This window comes from Pseudomonas sp. B3G-3 (genome assembly GCF_028640915.1).
Taxonomy (GTDB): Bacteria; Pseudomonadota; Gammaproteobacteria; order Pseudomonadales; family Pseudomonadaceae; genus Aquipseudomonas; species Aquipseudomonas chlororaphis_I.
Window position 1 is genome coordinate 152,648 of the sequence record NZ_JAQZAB010000064.1, and the last position, 19,501, is coordinate 172,148.

General features: G+C 63.9%; 18 protein-coding genes and 1 pseudogene. 9 read left to right on the forward strand and 10 right to left on the reverse strand.

The genetic code is table 11. The annotated features are described in order from the left end of the window. Positions 1-42: 42 nt before the first annotated feature. The 3 genes from PVZ80_RS04640 to PVZ80_RS04650 all read left to right on the forward strand — a co-directional run bounded on the left by PVZ80_RS04640 (position 43) and on the right by PVZ80_RS04650 (position 2,658). Positions 43-945, forward strand: coding sequence for a LysR family transcriptional regulator (locus tag PVZ80_RS04640; RefSeq protein ID WP_038635714.1), 903 nt, complete (start codon positions 43-45; stop codon positions 943-945). Between the two features lie 130 nt (positions 946-1,075). Further along, positions 1,076-1,699, forward strand: a complete 624-nt coding sequence (locus PVZ80_RS04645) for a glutathione S-transferase family protein (RefSeq protein WP_016703962.1) — start codon at positions 1,076-1,078, stop codon at positions 1,697-1,699. 65 nt (positions 1,700-1,764) lie between these two features. Further along, the gene (locus PVZ80_RS04650) at positions 1,765-2,658 is read left to right on the forward strand and encodes a pyridoxamine 5'-phosphate oxidase family protein (RefSeq protein WP_028683600.1); all 894 of its coding nucleotides are present in this window, start codon (positions 1,765-1,767) and stop codon (positions 2,656-2,658) included. Positions 2,659-2,777: 119 nt separating this feature from the next. Here the strand turns inward: PVZ80_RS04650 and PVZ80_RS04655 are convergent. The 6 genes and pseudogenes from PVZ80_RS04655 to PVZ80_RS04680 form a co-directional block, all read right to left on the reverse strand. Next, positions 2,778-2,909: pseudogene (locus PVZ80_RS04655) on the reverse strand (glycosyl transferase family 1); the annotation flags it as partial. Positions 2,910-2,962: 53 nt separating this feature from the next. After that, complete coding sequence (locus tag PVZ80_RS04660) at positions 2,963-4,093, reverse strand: glycosyltransferase family 4 protein (RefSeq protein WP_273863467.1); 1,131 nt, start codon at positions 4,091-4,093, stop codon at positions 2,963-2,965. Next, positions 4,077-5,453, reverse strand: a complete 1,377-nt coding sequence (locus PVZ80_RS04665; protein ID WP_273863468.1) for a glycosyltransferase family 4 protein — start codon at positions 5,451-5,453, stop codon at positions 4,077-4,079. Before PVZ80_RS04665 ends, PVZ80_RS04660 begins: the two co-directional genes overlap by 17 nt. Beyond that, positions 5,450-6,724 carry an ABC transporter ATP-binding protein gene (locus PVZ80_RS04670; protein ID WP_198919556.1) on the reverse strand — a complete coding sequence of 425 codons (1,275 nt, stop codon included), beginning with the start codon at positions 6,722-6,724 and terminating at the stop codon, positions 5,450-5,452. The genes PVZ80_RS04665 and PVZ80_RS04670 overlap by 4 nt, the downstream gene beginning before the upstream one ends. Then, on the reverse strand, positions 6,724-7,521 hold the full coding sequence (locus PVZ80_RS04675) for an ABC transporter permease (RefSeq protein ID WP_016703967.1): 798 nt from the start codon (positions 7,519-7,521) through the stop codon (positions 6,724-6,726). Before PVZ80_RS04675 ends, PVZ80_RS04670 begins: the two co-directional genes overlap by 1 nt. Before the next feature lie 136 nt (positions 7,522-7,657). Beyond that, positions 7,658-8,569 carry a GDP-mannose 4,6-dehydratase gene (locus PVZ80_RS04680; RefSeq protein WP_273863469.1) on the reverse strand — a complete coding sequence of 304 codons (912 nt, stop codon included), beginning with the start codon at positions 8,567-8,569 and terminating at the stop codon, positions 7,658-7,660. Positions 8,570-9,000: 431 nt separating this feature from the next. On the opposite strand from PVZ80_RS04680, the gene PVZ80_RS04685 reads away from it, so the two are divergent. The 5 genes from PVZ80_RS04685 to PVZ80_RS04705 are packed head-to-tail and all read left to right on the forward strand — an operon-like array spanning position 9,001 to position 14,762. Next, entirely contained in the window at positions 9,001-10,599 is a 1,599-nt protein-coding gene (locus PVZ80_RS04685) for a glycosyltransferase (RefSeq protein WP_273863470.1), read from the forward strand. Further along, positions 10,599-11,903 (forward strand): glycosyltransferase, encoded by a 1,305-nt coding sequence (locus tag PVZ80_RS04690; RefSeq protein ID WP_273863471.1) that lies wholly within the window; start codon positions 10,599-10,601, stop codon positions 11,901-11,903. The genes PVZ80_RS04685 and PVZ80_RS04690 overlap by 1 nt, the downstream gene beginning before the upstream one ends. Continuing rightward, positions 11,903-12,790: a class I SAM-dependent methyltransferase gene (locus PVZ80_RS04695; protein WP_016703971.1), complete on the forward strand. Its 888-nt coding sequence runs from the start codon at positions 11,903-11,905 to the stop codon at positions 12,788-12,790. Before PVZ80_RS04690 ends, PVZ80_RS04695 begins: the two co-directional genes overlap by 1 nt. Beyond that, positions 12,787-13,944 (forward strand): acyltransferase family protein, encoded by a 1,158-nt coding sequence (locus tag PVZ80_RS04700; protein ID WP_016703972.1) that lies wholly within the window; start codon positions 12,787-12,789, stop codon positions 13,942-13,944. Before PVZ80_RS04695 ends, PVZ80_RS04700 begins: the two co-directional genes overlap by 4 nt. Continuing rightward, a complete protein-coding gene (locus PVZ80_RS04705) occupies positions 13,938-14,762 on the forward strand; it encodes a class I SAM-dependent methyltransferase (RefSeq protein WP_273863472.1) in 825 nt (274 codons plus the stop codon). Before PVZ80_RS04700 ends, PVZ80_RS04705 begins: the two co-directional genes overlap by 7 nt. 166 nt (positions 14,763-14,928) lie before the next feature. On the opposite strand, the gene PVZ80_RS04710 is transcribed toward PVZ80_RS04705, so the two are convergent. Beyond that, the gene (locus PVZ80_RS04710; protein ID WP_009051666.1) at positions 14,929-15,555 is read right to left on the reverse strand and encodes a LysE family translocator; all 627 of its coding nucleotides are present in this window, start codon (positions 15,553-15,555) and stop codon (positions 14,929-14,931) included. A gap of 146 nt (positions 15,556-15,701) precedes the next feature. Between PVZ80_RS04710 and PVZ80_RS04715 the strand changes: the two genes are divergently transcribed. Continuing rightward, entirely contained in the window at positions 15,702-16,175 is a 474-nt protein-coding gene (locus PVZ80_RS04715; RefSeq protein ID WP_009051665.1) for an Lrp/AsnC family transcriptional regulator, read from the forward strand. Positions 16,176-16,302: 127 nt separating this feature from the next. On the opposite strand, the gene lpdA is transcribed toward PVZ80_RS04715, so the two are convergent. The 3 genes from lpdA to PVZ80_RS04730 all read right to left on the reverse strand — a co-directional run bounded on the left by lpdA (position 16,303) and on the right by PVZ80_RS04730 (position 19,495). Then, a complete protein-coding gene (gene lpdA, locus PVZ80_RS04720) occupies positions 16,303-17,703 on the reverse strand; it encodes a dihydrolipoyl dehydrogenase (protein ID WP_273863473.1) in 1,401 nt (466 codons plus the stop codon). A 234-nt stretch (positions 17,704-17,937) separates the two neighbouring features. Beyond that, positions 17,938-18,870 (reverse strand): phosphatidate cytidylyltransferase, encoded by a 933-nt coding sequence (locus PVZ80_RS04725; protein WP_009051663.1) that lies wholly within the window; start codon positions 18,868-18,870, stop codon positions 17,938-17,940. A gap of 1 nt (position 18,871) precedes the next feature. Continuing rightward, positions 18,872-19,495 carry a lysophospholipid acyltransferase family protein gene (locus PVZ80_RS04730; RefSeq protein WP_009051662.1) on the reverse strand — a complete coding sequence of 208 codons (624 nt, stop codon included), beginning with the start codon at positions 19,493-19,495 and terminating at the stop codon, positions 18,872-18,874. Positions 19,496-19,501: the final 6 nt, after the last annotated feature.

Consider the following 19,501-nt stretch of genomic DNA (forward strand, 5'->3'; position numbering starts at 1 on the left):
CGGGACGGTGCCGGGGCAGGGCGCCGTACTGCGAGGACCGCCATGGACCGATTCCAGGAAATGCAGGTGTTCATCAGCGTCGCCCAGGAGCAGGGCTTCGCTGCCGCGGCCCGGCGCCTGGGGCTGTCCGCGCCCAGCGTGACCCGGGCGGTGGCGGCGCTGGAGCAGCGTATCGGCACCCAATTGCTGACCCGCACCACGCGCAATGTGCTGCTGACGGAAGCCGGCCAGCGTTACCTGGAAGACAGCCGGCGCATCCTCGCCGAGTTGCAGGACGCCGAGGCCTCGGCCGCCGGCATCCATGCCCTCCCGCGCGGCCAACTGACGATCACCGCGCCGGTGCTGTTCGGCGAGTTGTTCGTGACCCCGCTGATGGTGGATTACCTGGAACGCTTTCCCGAGGTCAGCATCAATGCCCTGCTGGTCGATCGGGTGGTGAGCATGGTCGAGGAAGGCATGGACGTCGCGGTGCGCATCGGCGAGTTGCCCGACAGCGGCCAGCACGCCATGCGCGTCGGCGAGGTGCGGCGGGTCATCTGCGCGTCCCCGGCTTTCCTGGCCCGGCATGGGCGGCCGCGCCATCCGCAGGAGTTGCGCCAGGCGCCGCTGATTGCGCCGTCGTCCATCGGCCAGTCCAGGAGCTGGCTGTTCAACGAGGGCGGAACCCCCTTGAGCGTTCGTCCGGAGCCGCGGCTGGTGGTTACCGCCAACCAGGCGGCGATCAGTGCCGCGTGCCTGGGGCTGGGCCTGACCCGGGTGCTGTCGTACCAGGTCGCGGGCAAGGTGGCGGCTGGTGAGCTGGAGATTGTTTTGGCTGAGTTCGAATTGGCGCCGCTGCCGATCCATGTGGTGTATCAGGGCGGGCGCAAGGCCCCGGCGCGGGTGCGCAGTTTCGTCGACTTCACGGTGCAGGCGCTGCGCGAACATCCGGCGTTGCAGTCGTAGCGTGGATCATTACGCTGGCTGAAATGATGGATTGTGTTTTCTGGTGATTCTGTTGTTTTGACCTGAGAGAGAAGATGGCGTCCGTCAGTGCCGCTCTTGTGAGCCGCACCCCTGCCCAGCGGAGTCTGCCATGCACGCCATCAAGCTCTACAACTTCCCCCGTTCCGGTCATGCCCATCGCGTCGAACTGATGTTGTCGCTGCTGGGGTTGCCTTTTGAGCTCATCTTCGTCGATCTGGCGAAAGGCGAGCACAAGCAGGCGGCCTTCCTGGCGCTGAACTCTTTTGGCCAGGTGCCGGTGATCGACGACCAGGGCGTGGTGCTGGCCGACTCCAACGCGATCCTGGTGTATCTGGCGCAGAAGTACGGCCAGGGCCGTTGGTTGCCCAGCGATCCGGTTGGCGCGGCACGGGTCCAGCGCTGGTTGTCGGTGGCGGCGGGACCGATTGCCTTCGGCCCGGCGGTGGCGCGGCTGATCACCGTATTCGGCGCGCAGCGCAACGCCGAGGAGGCCATCGACCGCTCCCATGCGTTGCTCAAGGTGGTCGAGCAGGAACTGACGGCCAGCCCTTACCTGGCGGGCAGCGAACCGACCATCGCCGATATCGCCGGCTACAGCTACATCGCCCACGCCCCCGAGGGCAATGTGTCGCTGGCGGATTATCCACAGGTCCGCGCCTGGCTGGCGCGCATCGAAGCCTTGCCCGGCTTCGTCGGCATGCCGCGCACCGCGGTGGGCCTGCAAAGCGCCTGAATCTGGCGGCCCGGCACCTCCCGGGCCCGCTGACTGCTGCGTCATCGACGCAGGGGAGACTCATGATGAATACCGAATCCCCCTGGCACGCAGGCGAAACCCGCCTGCAAGCCCAGGCCGGCGTGGCCGAGCGCATGGAAGTCGTCGGGCGCAAGGTCATCCGCAGCGAGATGCCCGACCAGCACCGGCAGTTTTATCAACAGCTGCCGTTCATGCTGCTCGGGGCTGTGGATAACCAGGGCAACCCCTGGGCCAGCGTGCTCGAAGGGGCTGTCGGTTTCGCCCACTCGCCAACCCCTGGGCGGCTAAGGCTCGACAGCCTGCCAGCCGCCGAAGACCCCGCCCAGCTGACGCCGGGCGCGGCCATCGGCCTGCTGGGCATCGAGCTGCACACCCGGCGGCGCAACCGCCTCAACGGGCGGATCGTCGAGCTGGACCACAGCGGTTTTGCCCTGGGGGTCGAGCAGTCCTTCGGCAACTGCCCGCGCTACATCCAGCTGCGTCAGTTCGAGTCGGTGCCGCTGGCCGCGCACCGGCCGGTACAGCGCCTGAACGTGCTGGATGAAGAGGCGAGGGCGATGATCCGGAGCGCCGATACGTTTTTTGTCGCCAGTTACGTGGAGGTCGAGGGACGGCTCTGGGTCGATGTTTCCCACCGCGGCGGCCCGGCCGGTTTCGTGCGGGTCGAGGGCAACCGCCTGAGCATTCCGGATTTCGCCGGCAACCTGCACTTCAACACCCTGGGCAACCTGCTGCTCAACCCCCGCGCCGGCCTGCTGTTCATCGACTTCAGCCGTGGCGATCTGCTGCAGCTCAGCGGGCGCACTGAAGTCGTGCTCGACGACCCGCAGATCGCAACCTTCCCGGGCGCCGAGCGCCTGTGGCGCTTCGAGGTCGAACAACTGGTGCGCCGGCCCGCGGCGCTGGCCCTGCGCTGGCACCAGAGCACAAACCTGTAGGAGCGAGGCTTGCCCGCGATGGTCGTTAACGATGACGCGTGTTGACTGGGTAAACGCGGCGCTCTCAAGTCCATCGCGGGCAAGTCGGATCGCCGCCCGCTCGCTCCTACAGACCAACATCAGGCATAGGACAGGGCTTTTTCCTCCAGCAGCTCCTGGTACAGCTCGCTCCACCTGCGACCCATCTCGTCGGCGGTGAACAGCTGCCGGTAACGGGCTTCGGCCTTGAGGCCCATTTGCGCAGCCTGTTCGATACCATCGATCGAGTCAGGCAAATGGTTTTGAAAAAAGTAAGGCACCCTTTTCAGCCTCCCATGGCCTGACGATAAGCACGAGCGGTGATCTGCGCACAGTATTTCCAGGAAAACCGCCCGGCTTGTTGCAAACCCGCTTCGCGGCATGCCTGCCAATGGGGCTCATCGTCGATCAAGCGAAGCATAGTGCTGTTCAAGCCATGCACATCGCCAGGCTCGACATAATTGCCGGCCATACCCGCGACTTCCGGCATGGCCGAACGCCGCGTCACTACCACCGGCGTGCCACTGGCCATGGCTTCCAGGACCGGAAGACCGAAGCCTTCATACAGCGATGGAAAGATCAGCGCCCTGGCTCCGGCCACCAACTGCGCCACCTGTTCGTCCGGCAGGTAGCCCAGCAGTCGTACATGGCCGCTGGCCAGGGCCTTTTGCAGGGTGTCGCTGAATTGTCCTTGCTCCCAACCCGCCATGCCGACGATCAGCAACGGATAACGTTGGCGCAGCGCTGGCGGCAGCTGTTCGTGGGCCTGCAGGGCCTGGGACAGGTTCTTGCGTGGTTCCAGCGTGCCGACGCACAGGAAGTAGCCTTGAGGCTGCAGGCCATGGACTGCGAGGCTGTGTTCCAGCTCGGCATGCTCACGTGGATGGAAGCGCGGGGCGACGCCCAGTGGCGCCACGACAAAGCGATCGCGCGGCAGGCCGAAGTAATCCTGGGCTTCATCGGCGATGAACTGCGAGTCCGTCAGGATCAGCCGCGCCTGTTCCACGCCTGCGCCAAGACGCCGCTCGATTTCCTTCAAGCGGGCCGGCGGCTGGGTTGAGGGGTAATGCAGGTGAGTCAGGTCATGCAGGGTCATCACGGTCGGGCCTTCGAACTCCAGCGGCCACAGGCTGGGCTCATGGTAGAGATCGATCGCTGCAGGCTGCCCCTGGTCGAAACGTCGTTGTTCCAGCCAGCGCCGGGCCTGGTAGGCCCCGGGGATCTGTCGCAGCCAAGGGGCCACTTGGGAATAACCCGGCATGGCCGCCGCCGGCAGCTCGGGGCTCCAGCCCCAGCCGTGGAACAGCGACAATTCCAGCCCCTGTTCGGTGGCCAGGGCCGAGGCCAGTTCCGCTACGTAATGACCGATACCGGTGCGGGGCGACTGGAGAATGCGCGCGTTAAGGGCTATCCGCATCGTGCGTCTCCATGACCGTGGGGGCGTGGTTCCTGTGGAACACAATGCGTTCGACCAGTTGGGTACTGGCTTCTCGCCAACCCAGCCAGCGCCAGTCATCGACATGGCGGGCCGCGGGAAACACGCCGCTGGTTTCCTGCTGGATGACCAGGTCGGCCAGGCTCTGCGGATTGTTCAGGTCGAAATAGGCCATGAACTCGCCGCCGATCTCGCGAAATACCGGGATGTCGCTGCCCATGGCGGGCAAGCCGCGCTGCATGGCCTCCACCAGAGGCAGGCCGAACCCTTCGACATAGGAGGGGAACACCAGCGCCGTCGCCTTGGAATAGGCGTACTCCAGGCTGTTGTCGTCCAGGGAGTTGAACATGAACAGGCGCCGGTTCAACTCCGGGTGCCGGCGAATCCGCTCGATCAGCGCCTCGCACTTCCAGCCGATGCGCCCGGCGATGCACAGGCGAGCCTGGGAACCGCTGGCCCAGACGCGCTCGAAGGCGTCGAGCAGGAACCCGTGGTTCTTGCGGGGTTCGATGGTGCTGACCATCAGGAAGACCGCTGCCTGGCCCTTGAACAGCTGGGCCAGGTCCGGGTTGATCCGAGCGTTTTCACTGCACTGGTCCAGTTCCGAACCCAGGTGGAAATAGTCGAACCAGCGCTGTGCCACCTGTTGGCGCCCGACCCGGCGGAGCATCTCTTCGCGGACCTGGTCGCGGATGGTCGCGGAAATGGCGATGTAGCCGTCGGCGGTGCGCGCTATCCAGTCGAACCAATGGTTGAACACCCGGACCAGCCCGGCGTCGCAGAACTGCGGGTGGGTCAGGGGGATCAGGTCGTAAATCACCGAGACGATACCCACGCCATCGCGCTTGAGTTGTTCGGCCAGGGGAAAGAAGTCGGCATGCCAGGATGAGTCCAGCAACACCAGTTGATCGCCCGGTTGATGTTGCAGCGGTACGCAGCGCTGGGGGATTTCCTGCTCGTTCAGAAAGCGGTTGCACAACTGGAGAGGAATACTGATAAAAGCGAAGGCCGTCAGGCGACACGCTACATAAAGTAATCGGCGAGCGAAGTGTGAATTGGCAAAGGGTTTGCGTCGCTCCAGTGCACGGTGACGTAACCAGAAGACGTTGGCGATCTGTTCCAGACGTACTCGTAGGTCTATCAGATTCCAGCGCTCTGTTTTCAGAGGTTTCAGGCTTACTACCCGGTAGAGCCTGCCCTTAAGCATGACCACCGGAATGCATTCCACTGAGGCGGTGTTCTCGGGCAGTTCGCGAACGACGTTACGCACTACGCGTTGGATGCCTGAGTTGGCCTCGGGGTGTTCGAACACATAAGTGCATTCAATCAACAGTCTGGTCATGGTTCCACTCGTTGAGTGATCGATTGAGCTGGCTCCAGAGATTCCAGAGGTGTCCGGAGGATACTGGTCCGCGCCTGCAGCCAGGAACAGCCGACGAAGTCTTCCTGGCGGTTGTTGATGACGTGGAAGACCAGGCCGTAGTCGCGCCATTCGAAGTTGCGATCCAGATGCGAATCCAGCCGCGACAGGCTCAGGGCCACCGAGTAGTTACCCTTGCCCAGGCCCATGGTGAAGGCAAAGCGGAAGGTGACTTTCTCGCCGGCACTCAAGTCGGTCAGGGCCTGGTCCAGGCGATGGGTGTTGATGCCATACATGGGCTGGCCGAGACGGTCCTTGATCATGAAACCCAGTACCAGCCGTTCGATGTCCTGGCGTACCTCGACCTGTACTTCCAGCACCACCGGCTGGCCGACTTCGGCCATTTCGATCGAGCGCTCGCGCTCGTCACGCAGGTGCACACTGAGGATCCCGGCTTCGCCGGTGCCGGAAATGGTCCGCACCTGGCCGTTGGCGAGCATTTCCTGGCGCACCGTCTGGCCTTCGCGTTCGGCGAGCATGGCGTTGTAGTAGTCCATCACCTCTTCCGGCTTGCCGTGCATGGCCACGCGGCCCTGTTCGAGCAGGATCGCGGTGTCGCAGATCGACTGGATCGCCGAGCGGTCGTGGGAAACGATCAGCAGGGTGGTGCCGGCGCGGCGAAAGCTGCGAATGCGCTCGAAACTCTTGTGTTGGAAGTAGGCGTCGCCCACCGACAGTGCCTCGTCGACGATCAGGATGTCCGGGCGCCGGGCCGTGGCCACGCTGAACGCCAGGCGCATCTGCATGCCGCTCGAATAGGTGCGTACCGGGTGATCGATGGCCTCGCCAATTTCGGCGAAGGCTTCGATTTCCGCCATCAGGGCCTCGATTTCCTCGACCTGCATGCCCAGCAGCTGGCCGGCCATGACCGCGTTCTGGCGCCCGGTGAAGTCCGGGTGAAAGCCCATGCCCAACTCCAGCAACGCCGCCACCCGGCCTCGCAGGTGGATCTCGCCGCAGGTCGGCTGGGTGGTGCCGGTGATCATTTTCAGCAAGGTGCTTTTGCCGGCGCCGTTGACCCCGACTATGCCCACGGCCTGGCCCGGCTCGATCTCGAAGTCGACGCCCTGCAGCACCCAGTGCAGGTGATGGCGCGGCCTGGAAAACGGAATCATCCACTCGAACAGCCGGCTCCAGCGGTTCGGGTACTGCTTATAGGCCTTGCCCAGGCCGCTGACGCGTATATGTCCCATCAGAGCTCATCCACCATTTCACCGACGCGCTGGCGGAAAAGCCGCAGCCCCATGCCACAGAACAGCAGGCTGATCACCAGCATCGGGGTCAGCGAACTCCATTGCGGCCACTGGTCGTACAGGAACAGGTTCTGGTAGCTGTGCATCAGCGCGGTCAGCGGGTTGAGCGCCAGCAGGCGCTGGATCGCCTCGGGCAGGATGCTGATGGGGTAGACGATGGGCGTCAGCCAGAACCAGAACTGCAGGAAGATGCCGAAGAACTGCGCTACATCGCGAAAGAACACGTTCAGCACCCCGAGGATCATCCCCAGGCCGGTGCAGAACAGCACCTGCAACAGCAGCAGCGGGATCAGCGCCAGCAGCGCCAGGCCCGGCAGGCGCCCGGTGATCAGCAGGAAGCCGAGGAACAGGCCGAGGATGATCGCGAAGTTGATGCCGGCGTTGAGCAGCACGATCACCGGCAGGCAGATGCGCGGGAAGCTGATCTTCTTCAGCAGGTTGGCGTTTTCCAGGAACATGCTCTGGCTGCGCAGGGTCAGCTCGGAAAACAGGCCCCAGGTCAGCAGCCCGGCACAGAGGTAGACGCTGTAGGCCAGGCCGTCCTCCACCCCTGGCAGGCGGGCGCGCATCACCTGGGAAAAGATCACCGTGTAGACGACGATCATCGACAGCGGGTTGAGCACGGTCCACAAGGCGCCGAACAGCGAGTTGCGATAACGCGCCTGGAACTCGCGCTGCACGCTGCCGAGGATGAAGCCCCGGTAGCTGCGCAGCGAGCGGTACAGATTGAGCAGCATCAGGCCGTCCTGCTTTCTTCGAGCATTGTCTTGTTCCTATGCGAGCCACGGTTACGATGCGCTACCAACCCATGGGCCTGGTAGCTGTTATCCAGCGGAAATATGGTCAGATAGACCCCGAACGGTGCGACTTTTGTCATTCTTGTAGCACTCTGGTTTCCCAGTCAGTGAGGATCGCTCGCAAGGATTGTTCTATTGGCGTTTTGGGCATCCACCCTGTGGCTTGTTGCAGCTTGGCGGCACTTCCGCAGACGCGACGCTGTTCTGATCGGCGTAGGCGAGCAGGGTCCTCAACCAATTCCATTTCTACCTGAGCGATGTCGGCTAGCTGCTCTATCAGATTACGGATGCTCTGCTCCTTGCCGGAACAGATGTTGTAGATCTGGCCTGGTATCCCGCTGTGCAGCAACGCCAGGTAAGCGCTAACTACATCGCTTACATCGAGAAAGTCACGGGTGACGTCGATATCGCCTACATACACTTGTGGACCTTGCAATCCGAGCTTGATACGGGCGATCTGTCGGGCAGCACTAGTGATGGCGAAGCTGTTCTGCTGCCCGGTGCCGATGTGATTAAAGGGACGAGCAATCATCACTGGCCAGTCTTCGCTCATGCCCCATTGCAGGCTCAGCAATTCGGCTGAATCCTTGCTCACTGCATAAGGGTTACGCGGGCAGGGCGGCTGGCGTTCGTTGATAGGTAGATCACTTTCGTTGACCAGGCCATAAACGTCACCCGAACTGACATACAGAAAACGGCCGTTGAAACCACGTATCTTGAGAGCCTGCAACAGGTTGAGCGTGCCCAGCAGGTTGATCTGGAATGTATTGGTAGGATCGCGGAAGGCTTCGGGGACGAAGGTCTGGCCAGCCAGGTGAATCACCGCATCCGGCAACTCGGGCCACAGGTCTTGCAGGCTTTGCGGTTGGGTCAGGTCGAAGGGCGGCGCGGGCAACAGGTCCCAGCCTGAATCGGCGGCGCCCAGGCGGGAGCGTAGATGACGTCCCACGAATCCATTCAGGCCCGTTACAAACAGACGCTTTTTCAAGCAGCAGCCTCTTTAGACGGAGGCTTCGGCAATATTTGGACACATAATTCATGTGAGAAATACGAAAACTCTGCTATTTCCCAGGGCCTTTCTATTGACGAAGCTTGTTGTAGTTGTTTGGCGGTCAATCTGTGCCAATTGCGTTGGAATTTCAATAAGTCCTACCGTGACCGGTAAGTTCTCGTTTTTCAGCATAGGAAAAATCTTGTTCGGAGGTTCCCGAATCTTAAACGGATGTGTTTAGAATGCCCCTCGTCTCGACCCCAAAACGATCAGGATGGCTGTCTCGGCGCCATGCAAAACTGACCAATAGAACAAGAACGTAGACGGGCATGAGAACGATGGATGCACGCCCACAACACCGGCGTGGTGCCATGGCTCTACCGTCATTGTGTGAAGGTGCCAGGATGGCGGCTTCATCGTGAGATGCCATGAATTTCATTCTTTATTCGGATGTGAACGACGGCTCCATCAGCCAGAGCCTCGGGCGTCCGGAATACAGCTATTACTTCGTGCTCAAGGCCTATCGCCCGGTGCTGGAAAGCCTTGGGCGCGTTCATGTGGTGCAGACGCCCGCCGAGGTCGATCGGCTGTATCACGAGCTGCGGCTCAAGGGCGAAGACAGCCTGTTTCTTTCGTTCACCCCACCCCAGAAAACCCCGGCCGACCTGGACTGCCCGACCCTGTGCGTGGTGGCCTGGGAGTTCGACTCGATCCCCCACGAATACTGGGATAACGACCCGCATCAGGACTGGAGCCGCACCCTTGGCCGCCATGGCCGGGTGATCACCTTGTCCAGCCATACGGCCCGGGCGGTGCGTCGGGTGCTGGGTGAGCATTTCCCGGTGCTGGTGCTGCCTACCCCGTTGTGGGAGCGCTTCGACGGCGTCCGCGGGCAATACCCCAACGTCCCGGTCAACGCCGGCACTACCTTGCAAATCAAGGGCTGCATCATCGACAGCCGGACGCTGGGGCTTTCCGCCGATGGCCTGATCGCGCCGGTACTGGAAGAAGTGCCACCGTCTCCTGCTCCAGTCGAAGTCGAGGCCGAAATCGTCGCAGCCCCGCCGCTGACCGCCAGGCGCCGGCTGTTCATCGCCAAGCACTATCTGCGCGAATGGTATCGGGCGCTGGCCGGCGGCGAATGGCGCCGGCCGTTGTTCATCAGCAAGCACTACATTCGTGAATGCTGCCGCGAGGGGTTGCGTGACCGGGTCCCCGAACGCCTGCGGGCGTTGATGGCCAAGCCAGGTCCGGAGCACGTTGTGCCAGCGCCACCTGCGACCGAGCCAGAACATCCCCAGGCCGTCCTCCCGGCCACCGACCAGCAGGTGGAGTTCCAGGTCGATGGCGTGGTCTATGTCAGCGTGTTCAACCCCGACGACGGCCGCAAGAACTGGCATCAGTTGATCACCGCGTTCTGCTGGGCGATGCGTGACACCGAAGACGCCACCCTGGTGTTGAAGATGACCCAGAACGACCTGTCGACCTATTACGTCGAAATGCTGACCCTGCTGTCGCAGCTGTCTCCGTTCAGCTGTCGGGTGGTGGCCATGCACGGTTATCTGGACGGCGAGCAATTCGCCCGGTTGTACGGCGCGGCCAGTTTCTACGTCAACGCCTCGCGCTGCGAAGGCCTGTGCCTGCCGCTGATGGAGTTCATGGCCTGTGGCAAACCGGTGATCGCGCCGCTGCATACGGCCATGCTGGATTACATCGACGAAGAGGTGGCCTTCGTCGTCAAGTCCAGCCAGGAGCCGGCGATCTGGCCGCAGGACTCGCGCATCCTGTTTCGCACCCTGCGCCACCGCCCGGACTGGGGCTCGTTGAAAACCGCCTACCAGGACAGCTACCGCATGGCCAAGGAAAACCCCGTGGGCTACCAGTCGATGTCCCTGGCCGCGGCCCGGCGCATGCAGGAATACAGCAGCTTCGCCAGCGTGCAGGGGCGCCTGCGGGACTTCTTCGCCCTGACCCCGCTGACCGAGGCTGACGGCGCGTCCTCCCTGGCTGTGGCGGGTAACGCCTGATGCTGATCCTCATCCATTCGGAAACCAATAAGAGCAACATCCAGCAGAACCTCGGCCGCCCCGAATACAGCTACTACTTCGTGCTCAAGGAGTTCCGGCCGGTGCTGGAGCGCCTGGGCCAAGTGCTGGAGGTCAGCAACCCCGACGAGTTGGTGGACCGCCTGTATTTCGACTGCCAGAGCCGCGGCGAGGCGTGCATTTTCCTGTCGTTCTCGCCGCCCCATCGCACGCCCAACCATTACGCCTGCCCGACCATCCCGGTGTTCGCCTGGGAGTTCAGCACCATTCCCACCGAAAGCTGGCAGGGCGAGCCGCGGCATGACTGGCGGCTGGTCCTGGGCACCGCGGGCGCGGCAATCACCCACTCCAGCTTTACCGTGCGAGCGGTGCGCGATGTGATGGGCGAGGACTATCCGATCTGTGCGATCCCGGCCCCGGTCTGGGATCGCTTCGCCCGCCGTGGCGAGCAACTGGGCAAGCAGGCGCGGGCGTCCCGGGTGACCCTCAATCTGCATGGTCTGTTGCTCGACAGCCGCACCCTGGACCTGAACGCCTACGGTCCGAGCACGCTGCGCGAAGGCACGCCGCTGGTGCTCGATACCCAGGCCCGCGATTGCCAACTGCTGCTCGACGGGGTGGTCTACACCTCGGTGTTCAACCCCTACGACGGGCGCAAGAACTGGCAGGACATGATCAGCGCGTTCTGCACCACCTTTCGCGACTGTGCCGACGCCACCCTGGTGCTGAAACTGACCCACCACGATATCGGCAACGCGCTGGCCGACATGCTGCACCACCTCTACAAGAACCAGTCCTACCAGTGCCGCATCGTGCTGATCCACGGCTTCCTGTCCGATCCGGACTACGAGCGGCTGGTGGAGGCCACCTGCTATGTGGTGAATTCCTCGTTCGGCGAAGGGCAGTGCCTGCCGCTGATGGAGTTCATGTCCTGCGGCAAGCCGGCGGTGGCGCCGTGCAACACCGCGATGGCCGACTACATCGACCACGACAACACCTTCATCGTCGACTCCACCGACGAACTGACCGCCTGGCCCCACGATCCGCGGGCCGCCTATCGGACCCTGCGCTATATCACCAACTGGGATTCGCTGTGCTGGGCCTACCGCGCCAGCTACGATGTCGCCCTGCAGGACCCGGATCGTTATGCACGGATGTCGACCCATGCGATCGAAAGCCTGCGGCGTTTCTGTAGCCAGGCCATGGCCGAACAGCGCCTGGGTGAGTTCTTCCAGCAGGTGCTGGAGCGGCGCAAGGCACCTGCCACCCCCGGGCTTCCCACGTGATGCGGGCGTTTCTGCGACGTTTGCGCAGGGGCGCGCCGTTGCCTGCGCCGCTGCTGGCCGAAGCGCCCAAGGTGGCGGTTTCTCCCCGCGATTGCGGCTTGCGCGACGCCCTGCTCGACGGCTGGTTCCGTTCTGAAACCGGCGAGCTGCTCAAGGGCTTTGCCATCAGCGCTGAAGACACCCTGCTCGATGTCGGCTGTGGCGAGGGCGTGGCGACGCTGTTCGCCATGCGCCAGGGCGCTTCGGTGATTTTTACCGACAGCGAGTTCGACAAGGTGCGCGAGCTGGCCCGGCAAGTCGCCGAGCAATCGGACGTAGCCGCCCTGGGGCTGGTCAGCAACAGCCTGCCATTGCCGCTGGCCCAGGGCTGCGCCAGCAAAGTGGTGTGTATGGAAGTGCTGGAACACATCGAACAACCCGCGCCGTTTCTCGCCGAGCTGGTGCGCATGGGCCGCCCCGGCGCGCAATACCTGATCAGCGTTCCGGACCCGGTGGGCGAGCATCTGCAGAAGGGCATCGCGCCGCCCGGCTATTACCGCGCGCCGAACCATGTGCAGATCTTTTCCCGCGAAGGCTTTGGCCAGATGATCGAGGCCGCCGGGCTGGTCATCGAACACCGGCAGGCCACGGGCTTTTTCTGGGTCATGGGCATGATCTTCTTCTGGGCCAGCGAACGGGCTGCCGGCCGCGAGCCGCCGGGCGCCGTGCGCGACCGGATCCAGGCGCCGTACCCGGCGCTGATGGAAGGCTGGGCACGGACCTGGGAAGAACTGCTGGCGCAACCCGACGGGCTGGCGATCAAGCAGGTGCTGGATGGCTTCATGCCGAAAAGCCAGGTCATCATCGCCCGCAAGCCGCTGTCTGGCGCAGTGGCTGAGCCGTCTTGAACGACAAGCGGATCATGGACATCGAGCTGCTGCGGGGCATCGCGGTGCTGGGTGTGGTGTTCCATCATCTGCAAGGCAGTCTGTTTCGCGACGGGCTCGCCTGGCTGGGCAGCGTCGCGGCCTACGGCCAGTTCTGGTGGGGTGTGGACCTGTTCTTCGCCATCTCCGGCTTTGTCATCGCCCGCAGCCTGGTCCCGCAACTGCGCGCCTGCACCAGCGCCGCGCAGTTCTGGCAACGGACCCGCGACTTCTGGATTCGCCGCGCCTTCCGCCTGTTGCCCTCGGCCTGGTTGTGGTTGCTACTGATGTTGCTGGCGACCCTGTTTCTCAATCGTTCGGGGGCCTTCGGCAGCCTGCACGCCAACCTGTGGGCCACGGTTGCCGGCCTGTTGCAGTTCGCCAATTTGCGGTTCGCCGACAGCTTTTTCCACTATGAGTACGGCGCCAGTTTCGTCTACTGGAGCCTGTCGCTGGAGGAGCAGTTCTACCTGTTGCTGCCGCTGCTGGTGCTGTTATGCCGCAAGTACCTGGCCTGGGCGTTGCTGGCGCTGGTACTGGTGCAGATCCTGACCCTGCGCTCGGCGCTGCTGATGGTCATCCGGACCGACGCCATGGCCCTCGGCGTATTGCTGGCGCTGTGGACGGCCCGCGGCAGCTACCGGCACTGGGAGCCAAAGTGGCTGGGACGGTATCCGGGGCTCGGCCCGCTGCTGTTGATCCTGTCGTGCCTGGGCCTGGGCTGGTTGGCGACCGATGGTTTTAATGTCACCCGTTACCGGGTTGGCGCCCTGGCGGTGCTCTGCGCGCTGTTGGTATGGATCGCTTCCTACAACCGTGACTACCTGTTGCCCCGCGGCCTGCTGAAAAGCCTGTTGGCCTGGGTCGGCAGCCGTTCCTACGGGATCTACCTGATCCATGTCCCGGTGTTTCTGCTGGTCCGCGAAGCCTGGTTCCGCCTGGCGCCCCTGGGCACGACCGGGCTGAACGAGCAGCCGCTGCTGGCAATGGCCTGCGCCGCGGGCCTGCTGCTGTTGCTGAGCGAACTCAACTACCGTGTCATCGAGTTGCCCCTGCGCAATCGGGGCGCCGAGCTGGTGCAGCGCCTGGGGGCAGCCCGCTCTCCCGTTCCTTCCACTGGAGTCACTTCATGCTGAGCCTTCTGAAAAAACTCACGGCGAGCGCTCCTGCGGCCGTGACGCCCGAGACCCCGCCGCCGGCCAAGGTCGATCCGTACATGCTGGGCCTGCAGGACGCCATGCTCAGCGGCTGGTTCAACCAGGAAAACGGCGAGTTGTTCACCGGCTTTCCGGTGACGGCCGAGGACACCCTGCTGGATGTCGGCTGTGGTGATGGCGGTAACGTGCATTACTGCGCGATGCGCGGGGCGAAGATCATCATTGCCGACATCGATGCGGCCAAGGTCGAGGCGACGCGCCAGCGCCTGAGCGATACGCCGGCCCGCGGCGTCGAATGCCATGTCACCGACTGCAATCCGTTGCCGATCGCCGATGGCTCCGCCAGCCGTGTGGTGTCCACCGAGGTCATCGAGCATGTGGACGACCCGGCGCAGTTTCTCTCCGAACTGGTGCGGGTCGGCCAGCCAGGCGCGCTGTACCTGTTGAGCGTGCCGCACCCGAGCTCCGAGGACCTGCAAAAGGACATCGCCGCGCCGGAGTATTTCCAGAAGCCCAACCATATCCGCATCATCAGCGAAGAACAGTTCAAGCAGATGGTCGGCGACGCCGGGCTGGAGGTGCTCAGCCATAGCCAGTACGGCTTCTACTGGTCGATGTGGATGCTGCTGTTCTGGGAAGCCAAGGTCGAGTTCAGCAACCCTGATCACCCGTTGCTCGACCAGTGGGCGAACACCTGGCAGACCATCCTCAACTCGCCGCGTGGCGTACAGATCAAGCACGCGCTGGACGCCGTGGTCGCCAAGAGCCAGGTCATCATTGCCCGCAAGCCGGCCTGAACCGGCGCGAGCTTTTGCCCGCTTGAATGAGGCAGGACGCTGGCTTTTGTAGCCGCTGCCGCAGGCTGCGATAAGGCCGCAGGCCTTCAGCGGTCTTTCGGTCTTGCGTGCCCTGCGGTCGCGATCGTCCGAACGCGGCCCGAGCCTGCGGCAGCGGCTACAGAGTTCAGGCCTGTTGCACGAAAGTCAGGCGCAGGGCGAAGCCGATCAGCAGGCTGCCGAACAGCCATTGCTGGACCCGCTGGGCGGCGCGGTTGTGCGCCAGCCAGCGGCCGATCCAGGCGCCGGCCAGGGCGTAGGTGCTGTCGAACAGCAACCCCACCAGCACCAGCAGCAGGCCGAGGCTGGCGAACTGCGCGGCCACGGGGCCGGCCTGCGGGTCGATGAACTGTGGCAGCAACACCGAGCAGAACAGCAGCGCCTTGGGGTTGAGCAGGTTGGTCAGCAGGCCGCGGCGGATCGCTTCGCGCCAGCGCAATGCGCTCGCGGCTTCGCCGTTTTGCAGGCTGGGCAGCAGGTTGGCCCGCAGGCACTGCACGCCAAGCCACAGCAGGTAGGCGGCCCCGCCCAGGCGTACCACTTCGAAGGTCCAGGGCGCGGCCTTGAACAGGGCGGCCAGGCCCAATGCCGCCAGCGCCACATGGCAGCCCCGGGCGATCGCCAGGCCTGCCGCGGTGGCCAGCGCCAGGCCCTTGCCCTGGCGAGCTCCGGTTTGCAGCAGCAGGATCATGTCGGGGCCGGGCAGCAGATAGACCACCGCCAGCGCCAGGAAAAACATCCAGAGTTGTGCCACCTTGCCACCCCCTTTCGTTGTCGATTCGGTAGCCAGAGTCTAGGGCCGAAGGGCAGGGCAGGTGCTTGCGTAGTCAGCCAGCATGAGGGCGGAAATTGGCATAATCTTCCGTCTGGACATGGAGTGACTATCGGAAAATGCCAAAAATGAAACTGGACGCCTACGACCGCAAGATTCTCGCCGCCCTGCAGCGCGACGGCCGCCTGAGCAACGTGCAACTGGCGGAGGAGATCGGCCTGTCGCCCTCACCCTGCCTGCGCCGGGTACGGATGCTGGAAGAAGCCGGGGTGATTCGCGGCTACCAGGCCAACCTCGATCGCGATGAAGTGGGCCTGGGGCTGACGGTGTTCGTCGGGGTCAAGGTCGAGCGGCACACCGACGAGCATTCCGAAGCCTTCCACAAGGCGGTGACGGCGCTGCCGGAGGTGCTTTCGGCGTTCCTGGTGTCCGGCGAGTCGGACTTTCTGCTGCAGGTGGTGGTGCCGGACCTGCGCGCCTACGACCGCTTTCTCACCGGCAGCCTGCTGAAACTGCCGGGCGTCAGCGATATCCGCAGCAACTTCGCGATCCACACGGTGAAGACCCCGGGGGCGCTGCCGCTGGGGCATCTACCGGCCTGACGCGATCATCTGTAGCCGCTGCCGAAGGCTGCGATCGCGACCGAAGGGCGCGCAGGATCTGAAGATCGCTGAAGGCCTTCGGCCTTATCGCAGCCTGCGGCAGCGGCTACAGGGGCGGGACCGGGCTCTACATCTGCGTCGCCATCCCCTCGACATCCATCGCCGCCTGGCGCAATGCCTCGGAGCGGGTCGGGTGCGGGTGGCAGGTCAGGGCGATATCTTCGGCCGAGGCGGAAAACTCCATGGCCACGCAGTATTCGCCGATCATTTCGCTGACGCTCGGTCCTACTAAATGCACGCCGAGGATTTCATCGGTCTGCGCGTCCGCCAGGACCTTGGCGAAACCTTCGGTCTCATGGTTGATCTTGGCCCGGCTGTTGGCCGTGAAAGGGAACTTGCCGGCCTTGTAGGCCCGGCCCTCGGCCTTGAGCTGCTCTTCGGTCTTGCCGACGCTGGCCAGCTCCGGTTTGGTGTAGATCACACTGGGGATCAGGTTGTAGTTCACTTCACCGGCCTTGCCGACAATCTGTTCGATACAGGCCATGGCCTCGTCCTCGGCCTTGTGGGCGAGCATCGGCCCGGACGTGACGTCGCCAATCACCCACACGCCAGGGGCCTCGGTGCGGTGCTGGCGGTTGGCGAGCATGCCTCGCGAGTCGGTGCTCAGGCCGACGTTCTCCAGCCCCAGGCCCTGGGTATAAGGCCGGCGTCCGATGGCCACCAGCACGTAGTCGGCTTCCAGCAGCTGCGCCGTGCCGCCCGCCGCCGGCTCGATGCTCAATTGCACGCCGTTGGCCGAGGTGCTGGCGCTAGTGACCTTGGTGCCGAGCTTGAAGGCGATCCCCTGTTTGCCCAGGGCCCGTTGCAGGGTCTTGCCGGCTTCGCCATCGACGCCGGGGCAGATGCGGTCCAGGTACTCGACCACCGTCACCTGGGCCCCCAGGCGCCGCCAGACCGAGCTCAGCTCCAGGCCGATCACCCCGGCGCCAATCACCACCAGGTGCCGGGGCACTTCGCTGAGGGACAGCGCGCCGGTGGAGTCGAGGATGCGCCGGTTGTCGATCTCCACCCCGGGCAACGGTGTCGGCTCGGAGCCGGTGGCGATCACGATGTCCTTGGCCTGCAACCGGGTCTTGCCGCCGGCGCTGTCGGTCACCGTGACCTGGCCCGGGCCGTCGATATGGCCCCAGCCCTTGATCCAGTCGACCTTGTTCTTGCGGAACAGGAACTCGATGCCCTTGGTCAGGCCCGCCACGCTGTCATCCTTCTGCTTCATCATCTGGGCCAGGTTGAGGCTGGGCTTGACCTCGATGCCCAGTTCGGCGAATTCCTTGCCCATGGCCGCGTCGTACAACTCCGAGGCATGCAGCAAGGCCTTGGACGGCATGCAGCCGACGTTCAGGCAAGTACCGCCGAGGGTGGCGCGGCCTTCGACACAGGCGGCCTTGAGCCCCAGCTGGCCGGCGCGAATGGCGGCGTTGTAGCCACCGGGACCCCCACCGAGGATGACGACGTCGTAGCTGCTCATGGCTGTTCTCCTGCGATCGCAAAGACGGGTTTAAAGGTAGTCGAGCAAAAAATTATGACCGTAATATGAGCGTGCAAAGGGCTGGCGGTCAAGCAGGGGTGTTCACATTCCTTGTAGGAGCAGCCGGTCGACGCTCGATTGCTCGCGATGGCATCGACGCGGTCCTGCCGTTGAATCGCGTTGGCCGCATCGCGAGCAAGCTTCGCTCCTACAGAAGAAGAGGGGGTGGGGTGTTCAGGTCCACCAGTAGCGCACGAGGTGGAAGAAGATCGGCGCGGCGAAACACACCGAGTCCAGGCGATCGAGCATGCCGCCGTGGCCTTCGATCATATGGCCCCAGTCCTTTACCCCGCGGTCGCGCTTGATCGCCGACATGACGATGCCGCCGGCAAAGCCCAGCAGGTTGATCAGCAGGGCGATCAGGAACGACTGCCAGATAGTGAACGGGGTGATCCACCACAGCGCGCCGCCGATCAGCGAGGCCAGCAGGATGCCGCCGACAAAACCTTCCACGGTCTTGGACGGCGACAGCCGGGGGGCGATCTTGCGTTTGCCGAAGAGTTTTCCACAGACGTACTGCAGCACGTCCGACATCTGCACCACGATCACCAGGTAGGCGATCAGCAGCAGGTTGCGCCCTTCGTAGCCGGCGATATCCAGGGTCAGCAGCGCCGGCACGAACGACACGCAGAACACCGCGATCATCAGCCCCCACTGGACCTTCGAGGCACGCTCCAGGAAGTGCGTGCTGTCGCCGCCCAGGGACGCGAGGATCGGCAGCAGCAGGAACACATAGACCGGGATGAAGATCGAGAACAGCCCGTACCAGTCGAAGTAGATCAGCAGGTATTGCACGGGCAGGGCCAGGTAGAACGCCGCCACCAGCGCCGGGTAGTCGCTGCGCCGGGTCGGCATCAGGGTCAGGAACTCGCGCAGGGCGTAGAAGGACACGGCGTAGAACAGCAGGATCACCGCGCTGGTGCCGAGCCAGAAGGCGACGCCGATCACCAGCACCATCACCCACCAGGCGTTGATGCGCGCGTTGAGGTTGTCGATCACCGAGCTCGGCGCGCCACGGGTGCGCAGCTTGAGCAGAAAACCGATCAGCGAGGCCAGCACCAGTACCGCGCCGATCCCGCCGAACAACATCAGGGTTTGCCTATCCATCTCAAGAATGCTCCGGGGCCATGGCCAGCAGCGCTGCGCGGCTGCGTTCGAGGAATTGCTCTTTGCTTTCGCCGTCCTCCAGGGACAGCGGCGCGCCGAAGCTGGTGGTGCACAACAGCGGCAGGGGCAGGAAGCGGCCCTTGGGCATCACGCGGTTGAGGTTGGCGATCCACACCGGAATCACCTGGGCCTGTGGGTAACTTTTCGCCAGGTGATAGATGCCGCTCTTGAACGGCAGCAGGCCTTCCTCCTCCAGGTTGCGCGTGCCTTCGGGGAAGATGATCAGCGAATCGCCGTTGGCCAGGGCGTCGAGCATCGGCTGCAAGGGGTTATCCACAGGCTCCTTGCGCTCGCGGTCGATCAGCACGCCGTTGAACACCCGGTTGATGATGTAGCGGCGCAGAGGGCGGGTCTGCCAGTAATCGGCGCCGGCCACTGGCCGCGTCACCTTGCGCAGCGCGGGCGGCAGCGAGGCCCAGAGCAGCACGAAGTCGCCGTGGCTGCTGTGGTTGGCGAAGTAGATGCGTTGCACCGCCTGCGGCCCGCAACCGAGCCACAGGCTGCGCGCCCCGGTGATGGTGCGGGCGGCGGAGGTGATGAGGGTGGCGACCAGGGGTTCGAGCATGAGAAT

Excerpts from the sequence above, each read along its gene's own strand:
- PVZ80_RS04675 (WP_016703967.1), bottom strand. The coding sequence starts at position 7,521 with ATGCTGCTCAATCTGTACCGCTCGCTGCGCAGCTACCGGGGCTTCATC.
- PVZ80_RS04685 (WP_273863470.1), top strand. The coding sequence starts at position 9,001 with ATGAATTTCATTCTTTATTCGGATGTGAACGACGGCTCCATCAGCCAG.
- PVZ80_RS04650 (WP_028683600.1), top strand. The coding sequence starts at position 1,765 with ATGAATACCGAATCCCCCTGGCACGCAGGCGAAACCCGCCTGCAAGCC.
- PVZ80_RS04730 (WP_009051662.1), bottom strand. The coding sequence starts at position 19,495 with ATGCTCGAACCCCTGGTCGCCACCCTCATCACCTCCGCCGCCCGCACC.
- PVZ80_RS04725 (WP_009051663.1), bottom strand. The coding sequence starts at position 18,870 with ATGGATAGGCAAACCCTGATGTTGTTCGGCGGGATCGGCGCGGTACTG.
- PVZ80_RS04715 (WP_009051665.1), top strand. The coding sequence starts at position 15,702 with ATGAAACTGGACGCCTACGACCGCAAGATTCTCGCCGCCCTGCAGCGC.
- lpdA (WP_273863473.1), bottom strand. The coding sequence starts at position 17,703 with ATGAGCAGCTACGACGTCGTCATCCTCGGTGGGGGTCCCGGTGGCTAC.
- PVZ80_RS04645 (WP_016703962.1), top strand. The coding sequence starts at position 1,076 with ATGCACGCCATCAAGCTCTACAACTTCCCCCGTTCCGGTCATGCCCAT.
- PVZ80_RS04690 (WP_273863471.1), top strand. The coding sequence starts at position 10,599 with ATGCTGATCCTCATCCATTCGGAAACCAATAAGAGCAACATCCAGCAG.
- PVZ80_RS04640 (WP_038635714.1), top strand. The coding sequence starts at position 43 with ATGGACCGATTCCAGGAAATGCAGGTGTTCATCAGCGTCGCCCAGGAG.
- PVZ80_RS04695 (WP_016703971.1), top strand. The coding sequence starts at position 11,903 with ATGCGGGCGTTTCTGCGACGTTTGCGCAGGGGCGCGCCGTTGCCTGCG.
- PVZ80_RS04670 (WP_198919556.1), bottom strand. The coding sequence starts at position 6,724 with ATGGGACATATACGCGTCAGCGGCCTGGGCAAGGCCTATAAGCAGTAC.
- PVZ80_RS04665 (WP_273863468.1), bottom strand. The coding sequence starts at position 5,453 with ATGACCAGACTGTTGATTGAATGCACTTATGTGTTCGAACACCCCGAG.
- PVZ80_RS04705 (WP_273863472.1), top strand. The coding sequence starts at position 13,938 with ATGCTGAGCCTTCTGAAAAAACTCACGGCGAGCGCTCCTGCGGCCGTG.
- PVZ80_RS04660 (WP_273863467.1), bottom strand. The coding sequence starts at position 4,093 with ATGCGGATAGCCCTTAACGCGCGCATTCTCCAGTCGCCCCGCACCGGT.